At 74.3% G+C, this 25,008-nt stretch carries 24 protein-coding genes; 12 read left to right on the top strand and 12 right to left on the bottom strand.

From position 1 onward, the window contains the following. Positions 1-31: 31 nt before the first annotated feature. The 3 genes from AC27IY_RS00560 (at position 32) to AC27IY_RS00550 (ending at position 2,497) form a co-directional block, all read left to right on the top strand. The gene (locus AC27IY_RS00560) at positions 32-901 is read left to right on the top strand and encodes an alpha/beta hydrolase (protein ID WP_487176739.1); all 870 of its coding nucleotides are present in this window, start codon (positions 32-34) and stop codon (positions 899-901) included. A gap of 133 nt (positions 902-1,034) precedes the next feature. After that, positions 1,035-1,391, top strand: a complete 357-nt coding sequence (locus tag AC27IY_RS00555; RefSeq protein WP_487176738.1) for a helix-turn-helix domain-containing protein — start codon at positions 1,035-1,037, stop codon at positions 1,389-1,391. 164 nt (positions 1,392-1,555) lie between these two features. After that, a complete protein-coding gene (locus AC27IY_RS00550) occupies positions 1,556-2,497 on the top strand; it encodes a M23 family metallopeptidase (protein WP_487176737.1) in 942 nt (313 codons plus the stop codon). Between the two features lie 88 nt (positions 2,498-2,585). On the opposite strand, the gene AC27IY_RS00545 is transcribed toward AC27IY_RS00550, so the two are convergent. From AC27IY_RS00545 to AC27IY_RS00520, 6 genes are read right to left on the bottom strand one after another with little or no spacing between them, the layout of a single operon-like run. Then, positions 2,586-4,043, bottom strand: a complete 1,458-nt coding sequence (locus tag AC27IY_RS00545; RefSeq protein ID WP_487176736.1) for an FAD/NAD(P)-dependent oxidoreductase — start codon at positions 4,041-4,043, stop codon at positions 2,586-2,588. Next, positions 4,027-4,635 (bottom strand): (2Fe-2S)-binding protein, encoded by a 609-nt coding sequence (locus AC27IY_RS00540; RefSeq protein WP_487176735.1) that lies wholly within the window; start codon positions 4,633-4,635, stop codon positions 4,027-4,029. Before AC27IY_RS00540 ends, AC27IY_RS00545 begins: the two co-directional genes overlap by 17 nt. Beyond that, the gene (locus tag AC27IY_RS00535; protein WP_487176734.1) at positions 4,632-5,786 is read right to left on the bottom strand and encodes an NAD(P)/FAD-dependent oxidoreductase; all 1,155 of its coding nucleotides are present in this window, start codon (positions 5,784-5,786) and stop codon (positions 4,632-4,634) included. The genes AC27IY_RS00540 and AC27IY_RS00535 overlap by 4 nt, the downstream gene beginning before the upstream one ends. Next, on the bottom strand, positions 5,783-7,102 hold the full coding sequence (locus AC27IY_RS00530; protein ID WP_487176733.1) for an aminopeptidase P family protein: 1,320 nt from the start codon (positions 7,100-7,102) through the stop codon (positions 5,783-5,785). The genes AC27IY_RS00535 and AC27IY_RS00530 overlap by 4 nt, the downstream gene beginning before the upstream one ends. Then, a complete protein-coding gene (locus tag AC27IY_RS00525) occupies positions 7,095-8,384 on the bottom strand; it encodes an alpha/beta fold hydrolase (RefSeq protein WP_487176732.1) in 1,290 nt (429 codons plus the stop codon). The genes AC27IY_RS00530 and AC27IY_RS00525 overlap by 8 nt, the downstream gene beginning before the upstream one ends. A 55-nt stretch (positions 8,385-8,439) precedes the next feature. After that, the gene (locus tag AC27IY_RS00520; RefSeq protein ID WP_487176730.1) at positions 8,440-9,351 is read right to left on the bottom strand and encodes an SDR family oxidoreductase; all 912 of its coding nucleotides are present in this window, start codon (positions 9,349-9,351) and stop codon (positions 8,440-8,442) included. 119 nt (positions 9,352-9,470) lie between these two features. On the opposite strand from AC27IY_RS00520, the gene AC27IY_RS00515 reads away from it, so the two are divergent. Next, positions 9,471-10,046, top strand: coding sequence for a TetR/AcrR family transcriptional regulator (locus AC27IY_RS00515; protein ID WP_487176729.1), 576 nt, complete (start codon positions 9,471-9,473; stop codon positions 10,044-10,046). 54 nt (positions 10,047-10,100) lie between these two features. Here AC27IY_RS00515 and AC27IY_RS00510 read toward each other — a convergent pair whose 3' ends face one another. The 3 genes from AC27IY_RS00510 to AC27IY_RS00500 all read right to left on the bottom strand — a co-directional run bounded on the left by AC27IY_RS00510 (position 10,101) and on the right by AC27IY_RS00500 (position 13,814). Then, complete coding sequence (locus AC27IY_RS00510; RefSeq protein ID WP_423447819.1) at positions 10,101-11,789, bottom strand: RICIN domain-containing protein; 1,689 nt, start codon at positions 11,787-11,789, stop codon at positions 10,101-10,103. Between the two features lie 276 nt (positions 11,790-12,065). Beyond that, a complete protein-coding gene (locus AC27IY_RS00505; protein WP_344205689.1) occupies positions 12,066-12,455 on the bottom strand; it encodes a VOC family protein in 390 nt (129 codons plus the stop codon). 72 nt (positions 12,456-12,527) lie between these two features. After that, a complete protein-coding gene (locus AC27IY_RS00500) occupies positions 12,528-13,814 on the bottom strand; it encodes a glycosyltransferase family 4 protein (RefSeq protein WP_487176728.1) in 1,287 nt (428 codons plus the stop codon). 276 nt (positions 13,815-14,090) lie between these two features. Between AC27IY_RS00500 and AC27IY_RS00495 the strand changes: the two genes are divergently transcribed. Continuing rightward, complete coding sequence (locus AC27IY_RS00495) at positions 14,091-14,444, top strand: peptidase inhibitor family I36 protein (protein WP_344205686.1); 354 nt, start codon at positions 14,091-14,093, stop codon at positions 14,442-14,444. A 127-nt stretch (positions 14,445-14,571) separates the two neighbouring features. After that, positions 14,572-16,224 (top strand): RecQ family ATP-dependent DNA helicase, encoded by a 1,653-nt coding sequence (locus AC27IY_RS00490; protein ID WP_487176727.1) that lies wholly within the window; start codon positions 14,572-14,574, stop codon positions 16,222-16,224. Here the strand turns inward: AC27IY_RS00490 and AC27IY_RS00485 are convergent. Then, the gene (locus AC27IY_RS00485; protein WP_020547771.1) at positions 16,221-16,397 is read right to left on the bottom strand and encodes a hypothetical protein; all 177 of its coding nucleotides are present in this window, start codon (positions 16,395-16,397) and stop codon (positions 16,221-16,223) included. The two genes, AC27IY_RS00490 and AC27IY_RS00485, sit on opposite strands and share 4 nt — an antisense overlap. Before the next feature lie 21 nt (positions 16,398-16,418). Then, positions 16,419-16,640: a hypothetical protein gene (locus AC27IY_RS00480; RefSeq protein ID WP_487176726.1), complete on the bottom strand. Its 222-nt coding sequence runs from the start codon at positions 16,638-16,640 to the stop codon at positions 16,419-16,421. Positions 16,641-17,113: 473 nt separating this feature from the next. Between AC27IY_RS00480 and AC27IY_RS00475 the strand changes: the two genes are divergently transcribed. After that, positions 17,114-17,731: an SEL1-like repeat protein gene (locus tag AC27IY_RS00475; protein WP_423472014.1), complete on the top strand. Its 618-nt coding sequence runs from the start codon at positions 17,114-17,116 to the stop codon at positions 17,729-17,731. A 3-nt stretch (positions 17,732-17,734) separates the two neighbouring features. On the opposite strand, the gene AC27IY_RS00470 is transcribed toward AC27IY_RS00475, so the two are convergent. After that, positions 17,735-18,433: a GntR family transcriptional regulator gene (locus AC27IY_RS00470; protein ID WP_423447833.1), complete on the bottom strand. Its 699-nt coding sequence runs from the start codon at positions 18,431-18,433 to the stop codon at positions 17,735-17,737. A gap of 116 nt (positions 18,434-18,549) precedes the next feature. On the opposite strand from AC27IY_RS00470, the gene AC27IY_RS00465 reads away from it, so the two are divergent. From AC27IY_RS00465 to AC27IY_RS00445, 5 genes are all read left to right on the top strand, one after another. After that, positions 18,550-20,040, top strand: a complete 1,491-nt coding sequence (locus AC27IY_RS00465) for an amino acid permease (protein WP_487176725.1) — start codon at positions 18,550-18,552, stop codon at positions 20,038-20,040. A 2-nt stretch (positions 20,041-20,042) separates the two neighbouring features. Beyond that, positions 20,043-21,476 (top strand): FGGY family carbohydrate kinase, encoded by a 1,434-nt coding sequence (locus AC27IY_RS00460; protein ID WP_487176724.1) that lies wholly within the window; start codon positions 20,043-20,045, stop codon positions 21,474-21,476. After that, complete coding sequence (locus AC27IY_RS00455) at positions 21,476-22,846, top strand: NAD(P)/FAD-dependent oxidoreductase (protein ID WP_487176723.1); 1,371 nt, start codon at positions 21,476-21,478, stop codon at positions 22,844-22,846. The genes AC27IY_RS00460 and AC27IY_RS00455 overlap by 1 nt, the downstream gene beginning before the upstream one ends. Further along, positions 22,843-24,081, top strand: coding sequence for an NAD(P)/FAD-dependent oxidoreductase (locus tag AC27IY_RS00450; RefSeq protein ID WP_344205674.1), 1,239 nt, complete (start codon positions 22,843-22,845; stop codon positions 24,079-24,081). Before AC27IY_RS00455 ends, AC27IY_RS00450 begins: the two co-directional genes overlap by 4 nt. A 94-nt stretch (positions 24,082-24,175) precedes the next feature. Continuing rightward, on the top strand, positions 24,176-25,008 hold an 833-nt coding region (locus tag AC27IY_RS00445), incomplete at its 3' end, for a cytochrome P450 family protein (protein ID WP_487176722.1).

Raw genomic sequence — 25,008 nt, 5'->3', positions numbered from 1 at the left:
AGTCACCGTCAACACTCTGAGGAGACACACCATGGAAGCCATCAGGACCGGCACGCTCGCCACGCCCGGCGCGACCCTGCACCACGAGGTGCGGGGCTCCGGCCCGATCCTGCTGCTGATCTGCGGCGGCGTGTACGACGCCGCCGGCTTCGCGGCCCTCGCCACGACGCTGGCCGACCGCTACACGGTGGTCACCTACGACCGGCGCGGCAACTCGCGCAGCCCCCTGGACGGCCCGCCGGAGCCGCAGCGCGTCGAGGTGCACGCCGACGACGCCGCTCGGCTGCTGACGGCGGTCGGCGTCACGCCGGAGGAGCCGGCCCTGGTCTTCGGCAACAGCTCCGGCGCGGTGATCGGCCTGGAGCTGGCGGCCCGCCGTCCCGAGCTGGTGCGGACGCTGGTCGCCCACGAGCCGCCCCTGTTCGAGCTGCTGCCCGAGCGCGACCGCTGGCGGGTCCTGTTCCAGGACGTCGAGGAGGCCTTCCACAAGGAGGGCCCGGGCGCCGCGCACCAGATCTTCGCCGCCGGCCTGGACGGCGGCGGGGAACACCAGGAACAGCAGGACGCGGACGGCGGCGAGGCCCCCGAGGGGCAGCCGGACCCGGAGATCATGGCCATGATGGGCCGCATGGAGCAGAACGCCGCGTTCTTCATCGGCTACGAGGCTCCGTCCTTCTCCCGCCACTCCCCCGACCTCGCCGCCGTCCGCGCGGCCGGGGTGCGGGTGGTGCCGGCGCTCGGCGCGGCGACGGCGGAGGACGAGCCGTACGCGCGCGCCACGCGGCTGGTCGCCGAGCGGCTGGGCACGCGGATCGCCCCGTTCCCCGGCGACCACGGCGGCTTCGGCACGGACCCGGCCGCGTTCGGCGCGGCGCTGCGGAAGGCGCTCGCCACCGGCTGAGCCCCGCGCGGATTTCGGCCAGCGTTCGCAGGGATCAGGACACGGACGGCCGGTGCCGTTGCCGCGCGGCCGGACCCCGGCGAAGAGTGGGGTCCGGCCGGCGCGGTGCCGGCGTACGGAAGGAGGAGAGCCCATGCGGGTGCTGGCGAACATCACCGTGGCCGCACCGGCCACGGAGGACGAGGTCCCGCCGCGCGGCGCGCCGGTTCCCACGGGAGCGGAACCGGCGCTGGGCGCGCTGCTGCGGGCCTGGCGGGAGCGGGCCCTGGTGACGCAGGAGGAGCTGGCGGCGCGGGCGGGGCTGAACGTGCGCACGGTGCGCCGGCTGGAGGCGGGCGCGCTGAGCAGGCCGCGCGCCACGTCGCTGCGGCTGCTCGCCCAGGCGCTGGGCCTGGAGGGGACGGAGCTGGCCGCTCTGACGCGGGCCGCGACGGGGACGGCGATCGAGCTGACCGTCACGCTGCGGTACGTGGAGGAGCCCGGCGAGTGACGACGGTGCCGGGCGACGGCCGCCGCCTTCGCCGAAGGCGTTGATGAAGACATCTTTCACAGATATCTTCTTGAACCTCCGCCTTACCGGCTGTCACTCCAGCACCGCAAGGCGGCGGAACGCCTGACAGCGTCCCCCCCTCGTTCCCGTTCAGAAAGGTGAGCATGCCGACCACCGGCGCGCCGACCTGGCCGAAGACCTTCAGATCCACGATCGCCGCCCTGCTGCTCGCCGTCCCCGCGGCGATGCTCCCCCAGCACGCCGCCATGGCGCGGCAGCAGGACGCGGCGACGCTCGCGGTGACGCATCAGAGCCCGTTCAACTGCGGCAAGACGTTCTACGCCAACAACTGGACGCCCAAACACAACCCGTCGGGCTCCATCGACTGGCAGACCTACGGCGGCGACGCCATCAACGGCGAGACCGTCCGCGCCACCGCCGCGGGCACCGCCACCTTCCGCAACGAGGGCAGCAAGAGCTACGGCCAATGGGTCGAGATCCGCCACAGCGACGGCTCCCGCACCCGCTACGCCCACCTGTCGACCATGGTGCGGGCGGCCGGCAGCTCGATGAGCGTCGGCCAGGGCACCGTGATCGGCACCGTCGGCTCGACAGGCGGCTCCTCGGCCCCGCACCTGCACTACGAGCAGCGCACCTCCTCGGGCGCGATGAACACCAGCCCGACCGTGAACGGCGTGACCGTCTCCCTGGGCCAGAAGAAGGCCGTCAAGAGCACCAACTCCTGCGGCGGAGGCGGCGACACCGGTGCCACCGGTGGCGGCGGCAACCGCTACACCCCTGCGGCCGTCTGCGGCAGCGGCTACGCGGTCATCGACTCGGCGGCGCTCACCGGGGGCCGCACCTACCTGCTCTACAACAAGGGCAACGGCTCCAACTGCGTCGTGACGCTCAAGACGACGAAGCTCGGCTCGGCCTCGCCCGTCTCGGCGTTCCTGGAGCCGAAGGGCGCGAGCAGGGCCACCGATTCGGGCAACTTCTCCTACTACGCCGGGCCGGTCAAGCGGAGCGCCCCCGGCAAGTGCGTCAAGTGGGGCGGCTCGATCGGCTCCAGCTCCTACACCAGCTCGTTCGAGCACTGCGGCTGACGCCCTGTTCCTTCCGTCGCCCCGGCCGGCCTCGTGTCCGGCCGGGGCGGCGTCGTTTCCGTACCCCTGACCTACGGCCGGCCCGGCGTCAGGGGCCGCCCTCCCCCGCCGCGTCGTCGGCCAGCGCGGCGAGCTCGCCCAGCGTCACCGGGGCGGCGATCGGGCGGGTGGACATCGGCCGCAGGTCGTCGGCGGTGCTCTCGCGGCCGCTCAGGCACGCCGCGATGCCCGCCGTGGCGAAGCCGCACACCCGGCCCTGGCACCAGCCCATGCCGGGCCTGGCCAGCATCTTCAGCGTACGGGGGTCCGCCGCGCCCAGCTCGGCGTGCGCGGCGCGCAGCTCGCCGTACGAGACCTCCTCGCACCGGCAGACCAGCGTCGAGTCCCGCAGCCAGCCGGTCCACGCGGGCGGCACCGGGTAGGTGCGGTGCATGGCGGCGGCGAAGCGGCGTCCCCGGACGATCGCGGTCCGCAGCCGGACCATCAGCGCCGGGTCGGCCGGCCGGCCCAGCGAGCGGGCCAGGGCGAGCGCGCTCAGGCGGCCCTCCTGCCCGGCCAGGGCCGCGCCGCCGACGCCGGTCGCCTCGCCGGCCACGTACAGGCCGGGGACGCTGCTGCGCTGCAGGGCGTCCACGGACACCACGAGCGAGCCGTCCACGTCCTTGCGGGTGGCGGCGCCGAGCATGAGCGGCAGCTCGACCGACGGGGTGAAGCCCCAGCCGAGCGCGACGAGGTCGGCGCGGATCTCCTCGGCCGGTCCGTACGGGCGGCCGTCGCGGTCCACGCGGGCGACCCGGACCGCCTCCACGCGGTCCTCGCCGAGGATCTCGGTGACCGCCGTCCTGGTCCGGTACGGGATGCGGTGCCGGGCCATCAGCGCCGCGTACTGCAGCGCCTCCAGGCCCTTGCCGGGAGCCGAGGCCGCACCCGCCGGGTCGCGCAGCCAGCCGAGGGTGGCGTTGGCCTCGACGACGGCCGCCACCTCGGTGCCGGCGCGGGCGAGGCCGGTCGCGACCGGCAGCAGGAACGGGCCGGTGCCGGCGACGACGGCGCGCCGGCCGGGCGCCGTGCGGTGGCCCTTGAGCAGGGCCTGCGCGCCGCCCGCGGTCATCACGCCAGGCAGGTCCCAGCCGGGGACGGGGAGCTGGCGGTCGTAGCCGCCTGGGCAGAGGATCAGCGCGGGGGCGGTGACCGTGGCTCCGATCTCGCCCGGCGCGCCGGCCGCCGGGGTGGTGCGGAGGATGAAGGCGCCGTCGGCGGCGCGGGTGATCAGCCAGACCTGGAGGCCGGGGAGGTGGCGGATCAGGCCGGCGGCGGACAGGGCGCGCAGGCGGGCGCGCAGGGCGGTGAACGTCCGCAGGTCGTGGTGGCCTGCGCGGTCGGCGGGGCGGGCGTGGCGCTCGTCGTAGTGCCGCCAGTACTGGCCGCCGGGCTGGGCGGCGGCGTCGACGAGCGCGACCCGCAGCCCGGCCTCGGCCGCCTGCACCGCCGCGGCCAGCCCCGCCGGCCCGGCCCCGACCACGGCCACGTCATGCTGACGGCGCATGCCCACCTCCCGCCTCGCCGCCCCCGAGGACACGGTCCTCAGGGGCGGCGTCCTTGCGGGCGGGGCCGCCGAGAGCGGGGGCCTCGGGGGCGGCGTCCTTGCGAGCGGGGCCGCCGACTGCGGGAGCCTCGGGGGCGGAACCCTCAGGGGCGGGGTCCTCAGGGGCGGGGTCCTCAGGGGCGGGGTCCTCAGGGGCGGGGTCCTCAGGGGCGGGGTCCTCAGGGGCGGGGTCCTCAGGGGCGGGGGTATCGGCGGTGGCGGGGGTGTCGGCGGTGGCGGGGGTGTCGGCGGTGGCGGGGGTGTCGGCGGTGGCGGGGGTGTCGGCGGTGGCGGGGGTGTCGGCGGTGGCGGGGGTGTCGGTGAGGTGGAGGCCGTCGGCGGCCGGGGTGAGGCAGGCGCGGCGGTCGGGGATGCCGTTCACCGTGATGAGGCAGTCGAAGCAGACGCCGATGCCGCAGAACAGGCCGCGCGGCCGGCCGCCCTTGCGGGTGCTGCGCCAGTCGCGGATTCCCGCCGCGACCAGGGCCGCGCCGACGCTTTGGCCCGGCTCGGCGGGCACGACGGCCCCGCGGAAGGTCATGTGGTACGTCAAGAGAGCACCTCCTCGGGCTCCGGGAACCGTTCGGGCGCGAACGGCTTGAGTTCCAGGTCGGGCCGCTCACCGGTGAGGGCCTGCGCGATCAGCTTGCCGGTGCCCGCCGACAGCCCGATGCCCGCCCCCTCGTGGCCGCAGGCGTGCCACAGGCCGGGCGCCCGCGGGTCGGGCCCGATGACCGGCAGATGGTCCGGACAGTAGGGGCGGAACCCGAGGTAGGTCCGCATGACGCGGACGTCGCGCAACATGGGGAACAACGCGATCGCCTTGCTCGCCAGCGCGCCGATCGCCGCTGTGGACACCGTACGGTCGAAGCCGACCCGCTCGCGCGAGGCGCCGATGAGGATCGTGCCGCTGCCGGTGCCCTCGACGACGGGTGAGGTCTGGAGCGCGGCGTCGGAGCTGGCGACGTCGCCGACGTACTCGGCGGCGTACACCTTGTGCCGGATCGTACGCGCCGGCATGGGCTGCGTGACCAGCACGAACCCGCGCCGCGGCAGCACCGGCACGTGGACCCCGGCGAGCGCGGCCACGTCGCCCGCCCAGGTGCCGGCGGCGTTGAGCACCGCGCCCGCCGGGAGGTCGCCGGCCGTGGTGCGCACGCCCGTCACCCGGTCGCCGTCGCGCAGGAACCCGGTCACCTCGGCCCCGGTGCGCACCCGCGCGCCGAGCCCGCGGGCCAGGCGCAGCAGGTGGGCGACCACGAGCATCGGCTGCACCTGGGCGTCCTGCGGGTAGAACGCGCCGCCGCGCAGCTCGGGCGACAGATGCGGCTCGTACCCACGCAGCTCGTCCCCGGGCACGTCGCGCACCTCGACGCCGTGGCGGCGCTGGTGGACGGCGAGCTCGCGCAGCGCCGCGACGCTCGACTCGGACCGGGCGACGACCAGGCCGCCCTTGGACTCGAACTCCCACAGCCGGGCGTGCTCGGCCAGGTCCTCGCGCCACACGCGCTGCGCGTACAGGGCGAGGTCGAGCTCGGGCCCGGCCTCCTTGTCGGAGACGAGCAGGTTGCCCTCGCCGGCGCTGGAGGTGCCGCCGGCGATGGCGCCGCGCTCGGCGACGACCACCCGCAGCCCGGCCAGCGACGCGAAGTAGGCGGCGGCGGCGCCGACCACGCCCGCGCCGATCACCACGAGATCGGTCACGCCTGCGCCATCCACTTCTCGATGCCGGCCGCGTCCAGGGGCAGCGCCTCCGACAGCACTCGCGCGCCGCCGGGGGTGACCAGCAGGTCGTCCTCCAGGCGGACGCCGATGCCGCGCAGCTCGGGCGGCACGGTGAGGTCGTGGGCGTGGAAGTACAGTCCCGGTTCCACGGTGAGCACCATGCCGGGCGCGAGCACGGCCCCGTGGTAGGTCTCCTCGCGGGCGCGGGCGCAGTCGTGCACGTCCAGGCCGAGGTGGTGGCCGATGCCGCACACCAGGTAGCGGCGGTGGTGCTGGCCGCCGTCGGACAGGGCCTCGTCCACGGAGACCGGCAGCAGCCCCCAGTCGGCCAGGCCGTGCGCGATGACCTCCATCGCGGCGTGGTGGAAGCCGGTGAACGGGCGGCCCGGCCGGACGGCGGCCAGCCCGGCCCGGTGTGCCCGTTCGACCAGGTCGTGGACCTGCCGCTGGGCGGGGCTGAAGCGGCCGGAGGCGGGGAAGGTGCGGGTGACGTCGGCGGTGTAGTGGCTGGCCACCTCGACGCCCAGGTCGAGCAGGAGCAGCTCGTCCGGCAGGACGGGGCCGTCGCAGCGTTCCCAGTGCAGGGTGGCCCCGTGCGGGCCGCTGCCGACGATGGAGGCGTAGCCGGGGCCGTTGCCGTAGGCGCGGGCGTACCGGTCGAAGGTCCCCTGGAGCCACCGCTCGCCGGGGCCCGCGAGGGCGGCGGGGATCTCGCGGACGACGGCGGCGAAGCCCTCGACCGTCCGGTCCACGGCCTGGCGGAGCTGTTCGGCCTCCCAGTCGTCCTTGTGCATGCGCAGCTCGGCGAGCACGCGCCGGGCCTCGGCGTCCTCGCCCGGCTCCAGGTCCAGCTCGGCGAGCGGCCGGACCGGCACGCCGAGCGCCCGCGACCAGTCGTCCAGGCCGGGGGCGGCGCCGACCCACAGCTCGCCGTGGCGGGCGTCGCTCCAGAAGCGGGGGTCGCCGGGGTAGGCGGGGGGCGGCGCGTAGAGGGTGGCCTCGCCGTCGCGCAGCACGACGACGGCGTCCTCGATCGCGCAGCCGGTCGTCCAGACGAAGTCGCTGTCGGCGCGGAAGCCGTAGGTGGTGTCGTTGCTGCGGACGGGGGCCCGCCCGGCGGCGAGCACGACGGTACGGCCGGGCAGCGCCTCGGCGAGCCTCGCCCGGTGCGCGGCGGCGGCCTCGGCCGCGCCGGGGACGACGGGCGGGGTGCGGTCGGGGACGTCCCAGCCGGTGTTCATGTACGCGGTGAACGCCGGGATCTCGCTGAGCCTCGGCGGCCTGCCCTCACGCATCGGCGATCTCTCCTCCCATGTCGCGGACCAGTTCCCTGAGCCGGCCGAGGACCCGGGGGTCGCCGACGCCGTCGTGCTCGTACTCGTTGGTGACCCAGCACCGGGCGTTGCCGATCCGGGCGGCGGTGTCGAGCTGGAGGTGGGCGTCGACGTACATGTCGTCGTAGTAGACGGCGGCGGCGAGCGGGACCTCGCTCGCGGCCAGCCGGTCGTGGTCGTAGAGCGGCGGCCACTCGGGGCGGGCGGCGAGCAGCTCGACCGCGCCGCGGAAGGGCCGCAGCTCGGCGATCTCCTCGAACATCCAGGGGTAGATCATCTCGCCGGTGAACAGCAGCGGCCTGGCGTCCTCGGCGAAGCGCGGATGCCGGGCGCGCTCGGCCTCGGCGGCCCATCCGGTGGGGCCGGGGCCGTGGCCGTAGATGCTCTCCTGGAGCGCGGCGAACAGCGGGTTGTCGCTGAAGGAGGTGCGGGCCAGCACCTGGTGCAGGAACGTGGCCGACAGCTCGTCCCCGCTGAACGCCTCGTCGAGCAGGTAGTGCATGCGCTCGTAGCCGGGTTTCATGCCGAAGTCGAGGCCGAGCGACTGCAGCCGCCGCACGGTCAGCGGGTCGCCGTCGGGCAGCCGTACGTCGCCGGCGGCGAGCCGGTCGGCGACGCGGGCGGCCGTTTCGACGTGCTGGGGGTAGCGGCGGTAGAACTCCTCGTTCTTGGCCTGGACGCGGGGATAGGTGCGCCGGTAGACCTCGGCCGCGGACGGGTCCAGGCCGGGCAGGCCGCCGGTGACGTAGCAGGCGCTCAGCCCTTCCGGCGCGTTCGACAGGTACGTCAGGGTGAGGAACCCGCCGTACGACTGGCCGAGCGTGCTCCAGCGCCGGCCGCCGAAGAACGTCCGGCGTACGTGCTCGTGGTCGGCCACGATGGCGTCGGCGCGGAAGCAGGCGAGGTAATGCGCCCCTTCCTCGGCGGTGGCGAAGGCGCTCATCCGGCGGCCGTCGACCCGGGTGCTGCGGCCGGTGCCGCGCTGGTCCATGAGGATCACCCGGTGGGTGCGCAGCGCCTGGCCGAGCCAGCCGTCCGCGGCGAGCGGGCGCGGCCCCTTACCGCCGGGGCCGCCCTGCAGGTAGACCAGGCACGGCAGGTCCTCGCGGGCCCGGTCGGGGTCCACCAGCTCGCGGAAGAAGATCTCGATCTCGCCCCGCGACGGGTCGGACCAGTCGAGCGGCACGGCGGTCGCGTGCTCGCGTACGAGGACGCCCGGCATCAGGTAGGTAATGTGTGGCATTGCACTGAACATTAAAGCCAGGCGCGGCGGCTGCCAAGGGCCGCCACCCCGCGAATCAGCGGAAGTAGTGCCCCTCGTCGAGGTCGGCGAGCAGCCCCTGCCGTACGGGCCGCCAGCCGAGCAGCTCGCGGGTCAGCTCGCTGGAGGCGGGGCCGTCCGTGGCGGCGAAGTCGCCCAGCCAGCCGAAGTGCGCGCCCGCCTTCTCGGCGGGGATCGAGGCCACCGGCAGTCCCAGGTGGCGGCCGAGCACCTCGGCGATCGCGCGGAACGGCACCCCTTCCTCGGCGGCCGCGTGCAGCACCGACCCCGCGGGGGCCCGCTCCAGCGCCGCCACGAAGAGCGTCGCGACGTCGAGGCGGTGCGCGGCCGGCCACCGGTTGGACCCGTCGCCCACGTAGCCGGCCACGCCCTTGTCGCGGGCGACGCCGACCAGCGCCGCCACGAAGCCGTAGTCCCCTTCGCCGTGCACGGTCGGGGGCAGCCGCAGGACGCTCGACCGCACGCCCCGCTCCGCGAGCGCGACGGTCAGCCGCGCGGTCTCCCGCCGGCCGGCGGGGCCCGCGGGCAGGTGGTCCGTGGGCGGGTCGTTCCGCTCGGTGGCCAGCCGGCCGGGCAGCAGCCCCAGCAGGCCGGAGGCGAGGACGAACGGCCGGCCGGAGCCCGCCAGCGCCTCCCCCATGACCTCGACGGCGCGCCGGTCGGCGACGGCGGCGGCCTCGAAGCCGCCGCTGAAGGCGAGGTCGTGCTTGAAGGCGAGGTGGATCACGCCGTCGGCGGCGGCGGAGGCGTCCCGCAGGACGTCGAGGTCGTCGAGGGCGCCCCGGCGGACCTCGGCGCCGGCCGCGGCGAGGGCGTCCGCCGACGCGTCGGACCGGGCGAGCCCGATGACCTGGTGTCCCGCGCCGATGAGCTCGGGGACGAGGGCGGATCCGATCCAGCCGGACGCGCCGGTGACGAAGACACGCATGAGAAAGACCTCCGAAAGAGCCGGCGGGCAGGCTGACGCCGCCGCCGACTGATGTCAGTTGCTGTCATCACGAGCATAGCCCGCGATGTCAGTAACTGTCATCAACTATGATCGGGGGCATGGGGCGATGGGAGCCGAACGCGCGCGGCCGGCTTGAGGAGGCCGCGCTGGAGCTGTACGGCGAGCGCGGATACGAGCAGACGACGGTCGCGGAGATCGCCAGACGCGCCGGGCTCACCGAGCGCACGTTCTTCCGGCACTTCGCCGACAAGCGCGAGGTGCTGTTCGGCGGCGGGACGCTGCTGGAGGAGCGCCTGACGGCGGCCGTCGCCGCCGCGCCTGAATCGGCCGGGCCGCTGGAGGCGGTCGCGGCGGCCCTCGACGCCGTCGGGCCACTGTTCCAGGAGCGCCACGAGCGCTCCCGCAGGCGTCAGGCGATCATCCTCGCCCACGCCGAGCTGCGGGAGCGCGAGCTGATCAAGCTGGCCACGCTCGCCAGGACGCTCGCCGGCGCGCTGCGCGAGCGCGGGGTCGGCGAGCCGGCCGCGAGCCTCGCCGCCGAGGCGGGCATCGCGGTCTTCAAGATCGCCTTCGAACGCTGGGTGGGCGAACCCGGCGAGGCGGACCTGCGGCAGGTGATGCGGGAGGCGTTCACCGAGCTGAGGGCCGTGACGGCGGGCGCGCCGGGCCCGTGAACGCGAGCGCCACCCGCCCGGAGCTTCCGGACGGGTGGCGGGGGGAGAGCCGCGCTAGAAGGTGACCGGGACGCCGCCGAAGCTCACGACGAGCCGGCCGTCCGAGGCGAACGACCAGCTCAGCGTGCCGCTGTAGGACGAGCAGCGCGAGCCGTTGGAGCCGCTCCAGAACTGGTTGGAGCTGTCGGAGTTACCGACGATCTTGTCGTTGCTCCCGCTGCCGCTGCGGCAGGAGGTGTTGCCGCGGAACACCGAGGTGCCGCCGTCGAAGGAGAAGTTGCGCTCGGTGTTGTCGATGCTCACGTTGTCGGAGATCGTCATGGTGCCGAGGTTGCGGTTGTAGGTGAAGCCGTGCTTGCCGTTGCGGTAGGCGATGTTGCGACGGATGACGTGGTTGACGGAGATGTCCTCGCCGCCGAGCTTGAACCCGTTGCGGTCGCCGTTGCCGGCCTGGCCGCCGTTGCTCAGGGTGCCGTTGTTGTAGGCCAGGGAGTCCTCGATGGTCACGACGCCGATGGGGCCGGTGTCGGTCTTGGTGTAGAGGTCCCAGCCGTCGTCGATGTTGTTGCGGGACACCGCGTAGCGGAAGACGTTGCCGGAGCCGACCGTCAGCTTGGCGGCGAAGCCGTCGGCGTCCTCGCCGTCGGAGTCGGCGTTGTCGTGCGACAGGACGCTGAGCATGAGGTTGTTGGCCGGCCACTGGCTCTGCGGCGTGTCGGAGGCGATCCGCGAGAGCTGCAGGCCGGTGTCGCGGTTGTAGCGGGTCGTGGTGCGCTCGATGATGTTGTTGCTGCCGCCGACGAAGATGCCGTTGTCGCCGGCCCGCTCGACCACGATGCCGTAGACGTGCCAGTACGACCCGTTCACCGCGAGCCCCCGGTTGGCCGGGTCCTCGCTCTGGGCCGAGAAGTTCAGCACCGGGGTCTCGCCTGGATAGGCCGACAGCTTCTTGCGGGCGCTGGAGGTGCCGTTGTTGCCCGCGGCGATGGTGACGGTCTGCGCGTAGGAGTAGGTGCCGCCGCGCAGGTAGATGGTGCCGCCGGCGGCGATGCGGCCGATCGCCGAGGTGAGGGTCGTCGGGTCGGACTGCGTGCCGGTGGCGCTGTCACGGCCGCTCGGCGAGACGTACAGGGTGCCGCTCGCCGGCGGGGGCGTGGTGGTCGGGGTGGTGGTGGGGGTGGACGTGGGGGTGGACGTGGGCGTCGGGCCGCCGCCCGCGGGGCTCAGCGTCCACTGCTTGGTGGAGACGGAGTCGCAGGAGTTCTGCTGGAGCAGGGCCCCGGAGGAGGTGGCGTTGTCCTTGACGTTGAGGCACTTGCCGCCGTTGGCGTTGACGACGCGGTAGTTGGCGCCGGAGGCGGTGAGCTGCCAGGTCTGGGAGGTGGCGCCGGTGCAGCTCTCCTGCTGGACGGGCTTGCCCGCGCTGGTGGAGGCGTCGCGGACGCCGACGCACTTGCCGCTGTGCCGGGCGGTGAGCCGGTAGGCCGAACCGCTGGCGGTGAGGGTGAAGACCTGTCCGTCCGCGCCGGTGCAGGAGGTCTGGCTGAGCTGGACGCCGTCTCCCGTGGCGGCGCCCGGGACGGTGGCGCACAGGCCGCTGCCCGCGTTGACGAGGGTGTAGGCGCCGTCGGCCGGCGCGGCCGAGGCGGGGGTGCCGAGCACGGCCACCAGGCCGCCCGCGGCGAGGACGCCGGCGGCCAGCACGACGGCCGCCCTCCGTCCGGAGAAATGGTTGTTGCGCACGTCCGGCTCCGTTCGGTCGGTTCGAGGCATGGCGCTGCACAGCTCTCAAGGGGGGAGTGCCAACCGGTTGCAGTCACAGTGACGTTACATGGCGGAAACGTCAATACATCCAGGTAAAACTGCAAACGGCGCTGGGCGTTCTGGCTGGCTGCGCGAAGATTTCTGCAACAACCGATTGCAAGAATCCTGCAATCAGGGCCCTTTTCGACAGGCGGACGCGGGCATGGGAAAGCCGGACGGGCAACCGCCCGCCCGGCCCGGTCGTGCGGAGGGCCGTCAGTCCTCCCAGCGCTGGGCGTTGCCGTCGTGGAGGGCGCCGGGCGGCTCGGGGACGACGCAGAACCGCAGGCCGGCCGGATCCTCCATGATCCACCAGCGGCCGTCCAGGTGCCTGACGCGTTTGGCGCCCAGCCGCTCCAGCCGGGCCGTCTCGGCCTCGACGTCGTCGGTGTGGAAGTCGAGGTGCACCCGGGCCGGCCCCTCGTCCAGCCGCTGGAGCAGCAGCCCGAAGTCGCCGCTGCCCAGCATGGCGCCGTGGAACTCGGGGAAGGAGGGGAAGTTCTCCAGCGTGGCCCCGGTCGCGGCCTGCCAGAAGGCGAGCTCGTCGGCGTGGTGGCGCTCCTCGACGTCGATCACGATGCGGCAGAGCTTGCTGTAGTGCGGCACGTCGTCCTCTTTCTGATCAGATTGCGCGATCAACCGGACCGTACGGGAGACGCCGAAGGGAGGCAAAGCGGCTCACGCGCCGCGGCCGGCCCCCGCCGCCTCGGCGTAGACGGCCAGGGTGGCCTCGGCCGTGCGATCCCAGCTGAACCGGGCCCGTACGTGCGCCGCCCCCCGCTCCCCCAGCCGCCCGGCGGCCTCCGGGTCGCCGAGGCACGACAGGAGGGCGCCCGCCAGGTCGTCCGGCGAGTCGCGGACGCAGCGGAGCGCCCCGTCGCCGACGACGTCCGGCGAGAACCCCGGCCCGACCACGACGGGCCGGCCGAGCGCCATCGCCTCGACCGCGACCAGCCCGAACGGCTCGTACGTCGAGGGGAACACGCACACGTCGGCGGCGAGGAAGCAGCCGAACACCTCCTCCTGCGGCAGGAAGCGGTGACTCGCGGTGACCCGCCCGGCGACGCCGGTCCGCTCGATGAGCCGGGCCACCACGGCGTCGTCCCCGCTGTGCGGCGGCTGCCCGCCGACGAGCAGGACGCGCACGTCGTCGTATTTCTCGGCGACGCGCGGCACGGCCCGGACGAGCGTGCCGACGCCCTTGTGCGGCGACGGCCGCCCGACGAACACGATCAGCCGCCCCTTCCCGCCGGGCAGGTGCCGCGCCCGCACCTCGGCCCGCAGCCGCTCGCGCTCCCGCGCGGGCAGCGCGGCCAGCCGCAGCAGGCCGGGCTCCTCGAAGCCGTGCGGCACGACCCGCAGCCGCGCCGCGGGCCAGCCCTTGGCCAGCAGCTCGGCGCGTACGCCGGCGCTCGGCACCACGACCAGGCGGGCCAGCCTGGCCGTCGCGGTCTCCAGGGCGTCGAGGACGGCGGTGAACAGGGAGCGGCGGGCGCCGGGGGCGTCGTTCAGCTCGCGGGTGTGGACGTGGAACACCACGGGCAGGCGGCCGAGCAGCGCGCACAGGATGCCCGCCGGGCAGCCCATCCAGTCGTGCACGGCGACCACGGGCCCGTCCGGGCCGCGCCGCGCCCACGGCGGCTCGGCGCGCAGGACGCGGGCGGCGACGCGCAGGTTGTAGCCGAGGATCCCGGCGAACCTGGCCGCCCTGCGCAGCGGCGCGGGCAGCCGGGAGCTCCCTGCGGGGCCCCAGCCCATGACCGGCACCCGGCGGAGCAGCACCTCGTCCAGGCGTTCCGCGCGCGGCGCGCGCCCGCGCCGCCCGGCCGCGCCGTGGACGACGACGGGCGTGCCGCGTCCGCGCAGCGCCGCGATCAGCCGCTCGGCGTAGCGGCCGAGCCCGCCGACGATGTCGGGCGGCACCTCGGCGCAGACGACGTGGACGCGGCCGGGACGGTCGCTCATCGTGCGCCTCGCAGGTCGGCATGGGGGTGTCCGCTGACCGGCGTACGGGGCCGGTCGATCGAGCGGAGCGTAGCCGAGCGCGCCGGGCCGCGCCAAGCCCGTCGTTCTATAGCCGAGAGCGCGGGCTTCCGCCATGACCCTCCGGCCACTTCTCCGCCACCTGTAGTGCCCCCTCATGTACCACACGGGCGGATTCGAAGAGTGACGACACTGTTACAGGATGTGACGGAGCCGGGCGGCGACCGCCGTCCCGGTCCCCCGACACGAGGAGACACCATGAGGACGTCCCACGTCACCCGCATCGCCGCCGCCTCCGCAGCCACGCTCGCCGCGCTGGCCGTCCTGGCCGCCCCGGCCGCCGCGGCCCGCGCGGGCGACATCTGCCTCTACACCGGTCGCAACTTCAGCGGGGCGAGCTGGTGCTGGAACCCGGGCAACGGCTACGTGGACGTGCCCCCCGCCCTGCACGACAACGTCGGCTCATTTCGGGCGGGGGCGGACGGCTGCTTCATCAACTGGATCACGGTCCCCACCAGGAAGGAGACCCGCGTCGTCCGTAACGGCGACTACCGCACCGTCTACGACAACGACTTCGGCGCAAAGATCGACGCCGTGGCGCCGCAGTGCTGACCTGGCCGCAGTGCTGACCTGATCGCCTGATCGCTTTCCGTAGCGCATGGGCGGGGCCAGGCTGGGTACTGGCCCCGCCACCATGGCGGCGGGACCGGGCGAAGGGCGGGTGGCAGTGAGCCTGACGGTGGCGTTGAGGCATCGGTTCGGGCGGCGCGGCCGGCGGCTGCGGGCCGCGGCGCGGCGGCGGTTCGGGTGGGAGCGGCTGCGGCCGGGCCAGCAGGAGGCGATGGAGCACCTGCTCGCCGGCCGGGACGTGCTGCTCGTCATGCCGACGGGGGCCGGCAAGTCGGCCGTCTACCAGATCCCCGCGCAGCTCCTCGACGGGCCGACGGTCGTCGTCTCGCCGCTCATCGCGCTCCAGCGCGACCAGGTGGCGGGCCTGCTCAAGGCGGACGCGGGCGGCGCGGTGGCGGTCAACTCGACCACCTCCGTGGACAGCGGGCTGGAGCAGGTGACGGCGGGCGCGGCGGAGTTCGTGTTCCTGTCGCCGGAGCAGCTCGCCAAGGCGGAGGTGGTGGAGCGGCTGGCGCAGGCCCGGCCGTCGCTGATCGCGATCGACGAGGCGCACTGCGTCGCGGCCTGGGGCCACGACTTCCGGCCCGACTACCAGCGGCTCGGCCGGGTCATCGCCCGGCTGGGGCACCCGCCGGTGGTGGCGATGACGGCCACGGCCGCGCCGAACGTCCGCGAGGAGATCGTCCGCGCGCTCGGCCTGACCGACCCCGTGGAGATCGTCCGGGGCTTCGACCGGCCGAACATCGCGCTGGAGGTCCGCCGGTTCGTGCGCGAGGAGGACAAGAGCAAGGCGCTGGTCGAGCACGCCGCCGGGCAGGACGGCCTCGGCCTGGTCTACGTCGCCACCCGCAAGGACACCGAGCGGTACGCCGCCGCGCTGGCCGAGCGGGGGCGGCGGGCGGAGGCGTACCACGGCGGGATGAAGGCCGCGGAGCGGACCCGCGTCCAGGAGCTGTTCGCCTCCGGGGACCTGGACGTGGTGGTCGCGACGTCGGCGTTCGGGATGGGCATCGACCGGCCGGACGTCCGCTACGTGCTGCACGCCGCGCCGCCCGAGTCCCCCGACGCCTACTACCAGGAGATCGGCCGCGCGGGGCGGGACGGCGCGCCCGCCTCAGCGGTGCTGTTCTACCGGCCCGAGGATCTCGGCCTGCGCCGCTTCTTCACCGGCGGCCGGGCCGACGCGGAGACGCTGCTCCGGGTGGCGACCCTCGCCCGCGAGCACGCGGGGGCGGTGCCCGCGCGGGAGCTGGCCGGGCTGCTGGAGCTGAGCGCGTCCCAGCTCACCCGGCTGGTCAACCTGCTGGAGCGGGCGGGGGCGCTCGCCGTGACCGACGCCGGCGACCTCCGGTACGCCGATCCCGGGCTGCCGCCCGAGGAGGCCGCCGAGCGGGCGGCGGCGCTCGACGAGGCCCGGCACCACCTGGACCGGTCGCGGGTCGACATGATGCGCGGTTACGCGGAGACCCTGGGGTGCCGCCGCCGCTTCCTGCTGGCGTACTTCGGGGAGCCGTACGCGGCCGGGGCGTGCGGCTCGTGCGACACCTGCCGCGACGGCGGGGACCCGGAGCCGGCGCCCCCGGCGGACGAGGGGCCGTTCCCGGTGGGCGCGAAGGTGACGCACAAGACGTGGGGCGGGGGGACGGTGATGGGCCGCGAGCCCGACCGGATCACCGTGCTGTTCGACTCGGTCGGCTACAAGACGCTGGCGCTGAGCGCGGTCGATCACGTCCTGACGCCCGGCGGCGACGACCCCGCCTAGGGGTCGCGCCTGCTCAGCAGCTTCGGCAGGGCGGCCAGCGTCGCGCCGCCGGCCCCGCCCGCGCCGAGCAGGGCGCCCGGCCACTCGGCGCCGGTGGCCAGGACGAGGGCGCAGGTGATCGCGGCGATCACGACGGTCACGGTGAGCGTGAGCAACTGGCGCGTGGTGAACATGGTCCTCTTCTCTGCGAACGGTCAGGGGCGCTCGTCGGCCCAGAAGTCGATGAGCTCCTCGGGGGTGAGGTCCCCGGGGCGGCCGGCGGGAGGGGTCCGGCCCGTCGCCAGCACCCAGGCCGTCAGCAGCGTGACCAGCAGGCGCTCGTCCGCGAGGCAGGGAGCGTCGGCACGGTACGCGATGCTCGACGGGCGGGCCGTGAGCAGCGGCATGGGCAGGGGCAGGGGCATGGGCGTCGACATGGGCAGGGGCCTCCCGGCGGGCGGCGGTTCATCGCGCCTCACCCTGCCGGTGCGGGAAAGCGTCCGGCCACCGGTCCAAACATGCCCGGACGGGGCCGTACGAGCCCGAAAATGAGCCGGTCGGCCCGCCGATATCCGCACTCATCCGGATTTATCCGGAATCATCCGGACGGAATAACAAAGAAACGTGCGGAACCGCCTCTGAGACCTTTGAGGCGCTGATTGACCGGCGTGACTGTGGTGCCGAACGAGATGGAATTCGTCAATCATCGTGGGTTGCGAGGATTTTTCTGGAACTATTGCCGCACTCACCGACTCCGACCTCACCAGGGACGATGACTGACACCTTCCGGGCGGGACCGCATTCCGCCTTCATCGCTGCGCTCATAGAGTTGCGGGAAGCGGCCGGGCAGCCGAGCTATGCACAGATGCACCGATGGTCCCGTGTGCTGGACACGCCCAAGAAGCTCCCCGTGAGCACGCTCAACGACATACTCAACGGCAAGCGGGAGCGCCTGCCCGACTGGGAACTGGTCGCCTCCTTCGTGGCGGTCTGCCGGCGCCACGCCGAGAGCACCGGCCTGCCGCCCGGCTCTCTCGGCACTCTGGAGCAGTGGCAGGTCCGCTGGCGCGCCGCCCGCAGCGAGCCGGCCCGGCCGCGCGTCTCCGGCTCGTACGACCCCTACACGACGGCCCCCGACGAGGCGGAGCGGCGCACCACCAGGACCGTCGCGCGTCTGGTCCGGCTGGCGGGCGACGGCGACCCCGACGCGGCGTGCCGGCTGGCCATCATCGACCTGCTGACCGGCAAGGTCGCGGAGGCGCGTTACTGGGTCCACGCGGCGGCCCGGCGCGGCCATCCGGACGCCCGCGCCCTCGCCGCCCATCCGCGGCCGGTCGAGCTCGCGGCCGGGCTGTCCTTCGCCTACGGGGAGGCGTGCGAGCAGGCGGGCCCGGCCAAGCTCGACATCGCCCGGTTCTACTACCGGCTCGCCGCCGGGCAGGACCATCCGGCCGCCGCCGAGCGCCTGCGCGTGCTGCGCGCCGTCCCGTTCGGCAAGCCGCTCCCCGCTCGGGCGGACGGCGACTGAGGCTCAGTCGCTCACGGGCACGGGGATGCGCGCCTCGACCCTGAACGAGGCCCGGTCGGCGCGGTAGACGTCGCGGGCGAACTCGATGCACCGGCCCTCGGCGGTGTAGGTGCGGCGGGTCAGCAGGACGCCGTTGGAGGCGCTGCGCACCTTGAGCCGGGCGCAGGAGGCGTCGTCGATGACGATCGACTCGATGACGGCGGAGGCGTCCGTGGGGACGATTCCGTACTCGCTGCGCAGGACGTGCCAGAGCGAGCCGGTGAGCGGCTGCCCCAGCAGGCCCGGAGTGAGGGCGCTGGGGAAATAGGTGGTCTCCAGGGCGATCGGCTCGTCGTCGGCGAAGCGCAGCCGGTGCAGGGCGTGCACGGTCTCCTCGCCCGCCAGGTCGAGCGCCGCCCGCGCGGAGGGGGTGGGCGGGCGTTCCTCGGCCCAGATGAGCTGGGCGGACGGCCGCCGCCCGGCCAGGATGATCTCGTCGGAGAAGCTGCCGATGTGGAAGGGCACGCGGGGCTCGGCGACGAACGTGCCGCGCGGCGGCCTGCGGTAGACGTACCCCTCCTTCTCCAGGAGCGCGAGTGCCTGCCTGGCCGTCATCCTGCTGACGCCGTAGGTCTCGCTGAGCTCCCGCTCCGACGGCATGAGGGTGTGCGGGCCGAGCTTCTCGCCGGTGATCCGGTCACGGAGCTCCGCGGCGATCGTCACGTAACGCGGAGATGTTGCGGTCTTGTGAACTCTCGTCCCCATGGTTGACACCTTAGCCCGCCTGGACGGTACCTTGCGGTCTACACCAGATGGTATATACCAAGGAGGAGGTTGCGATGAGTGAACCAAAAACCGACAGCGACGAGCTGGCCCGCTTCGGCTATGAGCAGTCCTTCGAACGGCGGACCGGTAAGTTCGCGTCGTTCGCCGTGGCCTTCGCGTTCGTCTCGATCGCGACCGGCATCTTCACCACCTACGGGTCGGTCCTGAACTCCTCGGGACCGCTCGGCATCTGGACCTGGCCGATCGCGGTGATCGGCCAGCTCGCGGTGGCCCTCGTGATCGGCTCGCTGGCCTCCCGCATCCCGGTGACCGGCTACGCCTACCAGTGGACCTCCCGCCTGGCCAACCCCGTGCTCGGCTGGATCATCGGCTGGATCTCGTTCATGTTCCTCGCGGTCGTGGTCGTGGCCGTGGACTACACGGTGGCCTCGACGGTGCTGCCCGTCCTGCTGGACTACACGGCGAACGGCTTCGTCACCTGGGGCGTCACCGCGCTGATCCTGCTCGGGCAGGCCGCGCTCATCGGCGGCTCCACCCGGTGGGCGGAGAAGGTCAACAACGCGGCCGTCTCGGCCGAGCTCGTCGGCATGGTGCTGCTGACCGTGCTGCTGCTCGTGGTGGCCGCGATCCGCAACGACATGGACTTCAGCAACCTGTGGAGCCACGGCGCCATCCCGGCCGAGGGCTACTGGAGCTTCGGCGGCCTCACCTCGGCGGGCCCGTGGATGCTGGGCTTCCTGCTGGGCGCGTTCACCATCGTCGGCTTCGAGTCGGCGGCCAACCTCGCCGAGGAGACCAACGACCCCGAGCGGGTGGTCCCGCGGGCCATGTGGCAGGCGGTCCTCGCCTCGGGCGTGCTGGGCTTCCTGTTCCTGATCGCGGTGACGCTCGCGGCCGGTGACCCGGTGGCGCTGGCCGCGTCGGGCACGCCGATCGCCGACGTCATCAAGAACACCCTCGGCCCGGTCGTGGCCACGCTCCTGCTGCTGCTCGTCGTGCTGGCGATCTTCGCCTGCGGCCTGGTCATCATGATGACCGGCACCCGCCTGACCTGGGCGATGTCCCGGGACGAGCGTTTCCCCGGCTGGCGGCAGTGGAAGCAGGTCTCACCGCGCTTCGGCACCCCGCTGCGTGCGACGGTGTTCTACGTGGTGCTCGCCGAGGTGATCCTGGGCCTGTTCTCGGCCTTCTCCGAGGACGCGCTGTTCACCCTGTTCGGCGCGGCCACGCTGCTGCCGGCCGTCATCTACGCCGCGACCGTCGCGCTCTACCTCACCAAGCGGCGGGCGCTGCCCGAGGGCGGCAAGTTCGACCTCGGCACGTGGGAGAAGCCCGTGCTGGCGGTGTCCGTGGTGTGGCTGGTGTTCGAGCTGTCGCTCTTCCGCGACGCCTCCTTCCGCGACGCCTGGCTCTACGTCCTGGTGATGGTCGTGATCGGCGCCGCCTACCTGGTGACGCTGCTGGCCACCCGGGGGCGCCGAGCGCTGGACATGCCCGACATGCACTCGATCGACGCCGCGTTCGCGCAGAAGGAGCAGAGCTGACGATGCACATCCTCGCCATCGACCAGGGCACGTCCGGGACCAAGGCCATCGTCGTGGACGCGGCTGGAACGGTCCTGGCGATCGCCGAGGAGGGCCTGCGGCCCCGCTACCTCGACGGCGGCGGCGTCGAGCAGGACCCCCGGGCCCTGCTCGACTCCGTCCTGACCGCCGGGCGGCGGGCCGCGGCCGAGGCCGGGGTGCCGCTGGACGCGGTCGCCCTGGCCAACCAGGGCGAGACCGTGCTCGCCTGGGACCCCCGCACCGGCGAGCCGCTGACCCCCGCCATCGTCTGGCAGGACCGGCGGGCCGAGCCGCTGTGCGCGGCGCGGGCCGAGCACGCCGGGCGCGTCGCCGAGCTGACCGGCCTCGTGCTCGACCCGTACTTCTCCGCGCCGAAGATGCGCTGGGTCCGCGACGAGCTCACCACCGAGGGCGTCGTGACGACCACGGACACGTGGCTGGTGCACCGGCTGTGCGGGGCGTTCGTCACCGACGCCTCCACCGCCTCCCGCTCGCTGCTGCTCGGCCTGGACGACGCCCGCTGGAACGACGAGCTGGTCGAGCTGTTCGGGCTCGGCGGCGAGCGGCTGCCGGAGATCGTCGCCAGCGATGCCGTGGTGGGCACCACCAGCGCGTTCGGCCCCGAGCTGCCGGTGACCGGGCTGATCGTGGACCAGCAGGCGGCGCTGCTGGCCGAGGCGTGCCTGGAGGCGGGCACCGCCAAGTGCACGTACGGCACCGGCGCGTTCCTGCTCGCCCAGCTCGGCACCACGCCCGCGCGCTCGGCGTCCGGCCTCGCCACCTCGATCGCCTGGCGGCTGCGCGGCGAGACCCGCTACTGCGTGGACGGCCAGGTCTACACCGCGGCCTCGGCCGTGCGCTGGCTCGCCGACCTCGGGCTCATCAGCGGCGCGGGCGAGCTCGACGCCGTCGCGGCGCCGTCCGGCGACGGGGTGCTGTGCGTGCCCGCGCTCGCCGGGCTGGCCGCGCCCTGGTGGGACGCCGGCGCCACCGCCTCCTTCACCGGCATGACGCTCAGCACCGGGCGCGGCCACCTCGTACGCGCCCTGCTGGAGGGCGTCGCCGCGCAGGTCGCCGCGCTGAGCGAGCTGGCCGGGGCGGATCTCGGCGCGCCGCTGACCCGGCTGCGCGCCGACGGCGGCCTGACCCGCTCCCGCGTCCTCATGCAGGCGCAGGCCGACCTCGCGCAGATCCCCGTCGAGGTCTACCCGTCGCCGCACGCCACCCCGCTCGGGGCCGCCGCCTGCGCCCTGATGGCCCTCGACCCCGCGCTGGACCCGGCCACCGCCACGGGCGGCTGGCGGCCGTCGGCCGTCTACGAGCCCGCCTGGCCCGCCGAGCGGGCGGCCGGCTACCTGGAGCGATGGCAGGCCGCCGCCCGCGCCACCCTGTCCGCGAACTCTGAGGAGCAGTGATGATCACGTACGACGTCGCCGTGATCGGCGGCGGCATCGTCGGCTCGGCCATCGCCCGCCTGCTGGGCGGCGCCGACCTGTCGGTGGCGCTGCTGGAGGCACGCGGGGACGTGGGCGACGGCACCAGCAAGGCCAACACCGCGATCCTGCACACCGGCTTCGACGCCAAGCCGGGCACCCTGGAGTCGCGCCTGGTCGCCCGCGGCTACCACCTGCTCGGCGAGTACGCCGCCGCCACCGGCATCCCGGTCGAGCGCACCGGCGCGCTGCTGGTCGCCTGGAGCCAGGAACAACTCGACGCCCTGCCGGGGCTGCGCGACAAGGCCGCCCGCAACGGCTACACCGCCTGCGAGATCGTGGACGCGGCCGAGGTCTACCGCCGGGTCCCCGCGCTCGGTCCTGGCGCGCTCGGCGGCCTGACCGTGCCGGGCGAGTCCGTCATCTGCACCTGGACCACGAACCTGGCCCTCGCCACCGACGCCGTCAACCGCGGTGTGCGGCTGCTGCGCCACCACCGGGTCACCGCGGTCCACCAGGACGCGGAGGTCACCCGGCTGACCACCACCGCGGGCGAGGTCACCGCCCGGTGGGTGGTCAACGCCGCCGGGCTCGGCGCCGACCGGCTCGACGCGCTCTTCGGCCACGACCGCTTCACCGTGACGCCGCGCCGCGGCGAGCTGCTGGTCTTCGACAAGCTCGCCCGGCCGCTCGCGCCCTGCATCGTGCTGCCCGTCCCGTCGTCGGCGGGCAAGGGCGTGCTGGTCAGCCCGACGATCTACGGCAACGTCATGGTCGGCCCGACCGCCGAGGACCTGGCCGACCGCACCGCCACCGGCACCTCGGAGTCGGGCCTCGCGTTCCTGCGGGAGAAGGCGGCCGCGCTCATGCCGGGGCTGACGAAGGAGGAGGTCACGGCCACGTACGCGGGCCTGCGGGCTTCCATCGGCCAGGACGACTACCTGATCGACCTCGACGCCGGGCAGCGCTACCTCCTGGTCGGCGGGATCCGCTCCACCGGGCTGACCGCCGGGATGGCGATCGCCGAGCACGTCGCGGGGCTGCTGGGCGAGCATCTGGACCTGGCCCAGCGGGCCGGGCTGCCCGCGCCGCCGCGCATGCCGAACCTGGGCGAGGCGTTCACCCGCCCGTACCAGGACGCCGCCGCGATCGCGGCCGACCCCGAGTACGGCCGGGTGGTGTGCTTCTGCGAGCGGGTCACGCGCGGCGAGCTGCGTGACGCCCTCGCCTCGCCGGTGCCGCCCGCCGACCTGGAGGGGCTGCGGCGGCGTACGAGGGCCATGAACGGGCGCTGCCAGGGGTTCTACTGCGGCGCCCGGGTACGCGAGATCTTCGAGGGGGCGACGGAATGACCGAGCGCGTGCGGGTGGCCGTGATCGGCGGCGGCCCGGCCGGGCTGACCGCGGCGGCCGCCCTCGCCCCGTCCGTGGCCGGCGACGTCCTGGTGCTGGAGCGGGAGGCGGAGACCGGCGGCATCCCCCGGCACAGCGACCACCCCGGCTACGGCATGCGCGACCTGCGCAGGTTCATGTCCGGCCCCGAGTACGCGCGCCGGCTCACCCGCTCGGCCCGCGAGGCCGGGGCCCGGCTGGAGACCGAGGCGATGGTGACCGGCTGGGCCGGTCCGCGCACCCTGGAGGTGACCTCGCCACGCGGCCGGCGGCTGGTCGAGGCGGACGCGGTGGTCCTCGCGACCGGGGCACGGGAGCGGCCCCGGCCGGCCAGGTTCATCGCGGGCGACCGCCCCGACGGCGTCTACACCACCGGCCAGCTGCAGAACCTGGTGCACCTGCACCACCGCGAGGTCGGGCGGCGGGCCGTGATCGTCGGCGCGGAGCTGGTGAGCTGGTCGGCGGTGCTGACCCTGCACGAGGCGGGCTGCCGTACGGTGCTCATGACCAGCGAGTACGACAAGCCGGAGGCCTACACCGCGTTCCGCGTGCCGGGCCGGCTGGCCTTCGGCGTGCTGGTGCGCGCCCGCACCCGCGTGGTCGCCATCCACGGCAAGGGCCGGGTGACCTCGGTCGACATCGAGAACCTGGACACCGGGCGGCGCCACCGCGTCCCCTGCGACACGGTGATCACCACCGGCGACTGGATTCCGGACCACGAGCTGGCCCGCGCCGCCGGGCTCGACCTGGACGAGGGCACGCGGGGGCCGCGCGTGGACACCTCGTTGGCCACGAGCGTGCCGGGCGTGTTCGCGGCGGGGAACCTGCTGCACCCGGTGGACACCGCCGACGTGGCCGCGCTCGACGGCCGGCACGTCGCCGCGGCCGTGCTCGGCCACCTGGCCGGCGAGCCCGCGCCGGGCGGCGGGGTGCCGCTGGTCGCCGACGCGCCGCTGCGGTGGGTCGCGCCGCAGCTCGTCCGGCCCGGCGGCCCGCCGCCCTCGCGCGGCAAGCTGCTGCTGTGGTCGGACGCCTTCCGCACGCTCCCCCGCGTCACCGCCACGCAGGACGGGCGGGTGCTCGGCCGTGCCCGCCTGCCGTGGCCGGCCGCGCCGGGGCGGGTCTTCCGCGTCCCGTTCTCCCTGGTGGCGGGGGCCGACCCGGCGGGCGGGCCGGTACGTCTCTCGCTGGCCTGACTCTCAGAACGTGCACGACGTGCATGGATGCACGTCGTGCACGTTTGCCCTAGGGTGGCGGGCGAGACCTTGCCGCCCAGGAGAGGATGTGCTCATGACGACCGAGTCCCCCACCGCGATGCGGCGCCTGCTGCCCGCGGACATGGTGGAGCGGGGCGCCTGCCCGTTCGACCCGCCGGCCGGGCTGCGGGAGCTGCGCGGGAAGAGCGCGGTCCAGCCGCTGACGCTGGCCAACGGCGCGCCGGTCTGGCTGGTCACCGGTCTGGAGGAGGCACGGGCCGTGCTCGGCGACACCCGCTTCAGCTCCGACCGGGTCCGCCACCCCGACGCCACGCGCCCCGGGCCCGCCGCGCCCCAGGTCGCGAGCCGCACCGACGGGATGTTCGTCTTCATGGACCCGCCGGAGCACACCCGGCTGCGGCGGCTGCTGACCGGCCAGTTCACCGTGCGGCGGATGCGGGCGCTGGAGTCGCGCATCCGCGAGATCGCCGTCGAGCACCTGGAGGCCATGCGGGCCGCGGGCACCGAGGCCGATCTCGTGCCCGCGTACGCGCTGCCGATCCCCTCCCTCGTGATCTGCGAGATGCTCGGCGTCGACTACGCCGACCGCGACCAGTTCCAGACCAACACCGCCATCGCCCTCAACTCCGACACCCCCGACGACGAGCGGGCCCGCGCCGGGCTGGAGCTGTACGGGTTCATCCAGAAACTGGTCGACGCCAAGAAGAGCGAGCCGGGCGACGACATGCTGTCCGGGCTCATCCACGACGCCGACCCGCCGCTGACCGACGCCCAGCTCGTCGACATGGCCCTGGTGCTGCTCGGCGCCGGCCACGAGACGACCGCCAACATGCTGGCCCTCGGCACGTTCGCGCTGCTGGAGAACCCCGGGCAGCTCGCCGCGCTGCGCGACGACCCCGACCTGCT

The organism is Nonomuraea sp. B208 (assembly GCF_057536035.1).
The sequence above is the reverse complement of the archived record's forward strand: the minus strand, read 5'-3'. Positions and strand labels throughout refer to the sequence as shown.

Excerpts from the sequence above, each read along its gene's own strand:
- AC27IY_RS00495 (WP_344205686.1), top strand. The coding sequence starts at position 14,091 with ATGAGGACGTCCCACGTCACCCGCATCGCCGCCGCCTCCGCAGCCACG.
- AC27IY_RS00455 (WP_487176723.1), top strand. The coding sequence starts at position 21,476 with ATGATCACGTACGACGTCGCCGTGATCGGCGGCGGCATCGTCGGCTCG.
- AC27IY_RS00520 (WP_487176730.1), bottom strand. The coding sequence starts at position 9,351 with ATGCGTGTCTTCGTCACCGGCGCGTCCGGCTGGATCGGATCCGCCCTC.
- AC27IY_RS00530 (WP_487176733.1), bottom strand. The coding sequence starts at position 7,102 with ATGCGTGAGGGCAGGCCGCCGAGGCTCAGCGAGATCCCGGCGTTCACC.
- AC27IY_RS00545 (WP_487176736.1), bottom strand. The coding sequence starts at position 4,043 with ATGCGCCGTCAGCATGACGTGGCCGTGGTCGGGGCCGGGCCGGCGGGG.
- AC27IY_RS00550 (WP_487176737.1), top strand. The coding sequence starts at position 1,556 with ATGCCGACCACCGGCGCGCCGACCTGGCCGAAGACCTTCAGATCCACG.
- AC27IY_RS00525 (WP_487176732.1), bottom strand. The coding sequence starts at position 8,384 with ATGCCACACATTACCTACCTGATGCCGGGCGTCCTCGTACGCGAGCAC.
- AC27IY_RS00465 (WP_487176725.1), top strand. The coding sequence starts at position 18,550 with ATGAGTGAACCAAAAACCGACAGCGACGAGCTGGCCCGCTTCGGCTAT.
- AC27IY_RS00450 (WP_344205674.1), top strand. The coding sequence starts at position 22,843 with ATGACCGAGCGCGTGCGGGTGGCCGTGATCGGCGGCGGCCCGGCCGGG.
- AC27IY_RS00460 (WP_487176724.1), top strand. The coding sequence starts at position 20,043 with ATGCACATCCTCGCCATCGACCAGGGCACGTCCGGGACCAAGGCCATC.
- AC27IY_RS00560 (WP_487176739.1), top strand. The coding sequence starts at position 32 with ATGGAAGCCATCAGGACCGGCACGCTCGCCACGCCCGGCGCGACCCTG.
- AC27IY_RS00500 (WP_487176728.1), bottom strand. The coding sequence starts at position 13,814 with ATGAGCGACCGTCCCGGCCGCGTCCACGTCGTCTGCGCCGAGGTGCCG.
- AC27IY_RS00515 (WP_487176729.1), top strand. The coding sequence starts at position 9,471 with ATGGGGCGATGGGAGCCGAACGCGCGCGGCCGGCTTGAGGAGGCCGCG.
- AC27IY_RS00485 (WP_020547771.1), bottom strand. The coding sequence starts at position 16,397 with ATGTTCACCACGCGCCAGTTGCTCACGCTCACCGTGACCGTCGTGATC.
- AC27IY_RS00480 (WP_487176726.1), bottom strand. The coding sequence starts at position 16,640 with ATGTCGACGCCCATGCCCCTGCCCCTGCCCATGCCGCTGCTCACGGCC.
- AC27IY_RS00555 (WP_487176738.1), top strand. The coding sequence starts at position 1,035 with ATGCGGGTGCTGGCGAACATCACCGTGGCCGCACCGGCCACGGAGGAC.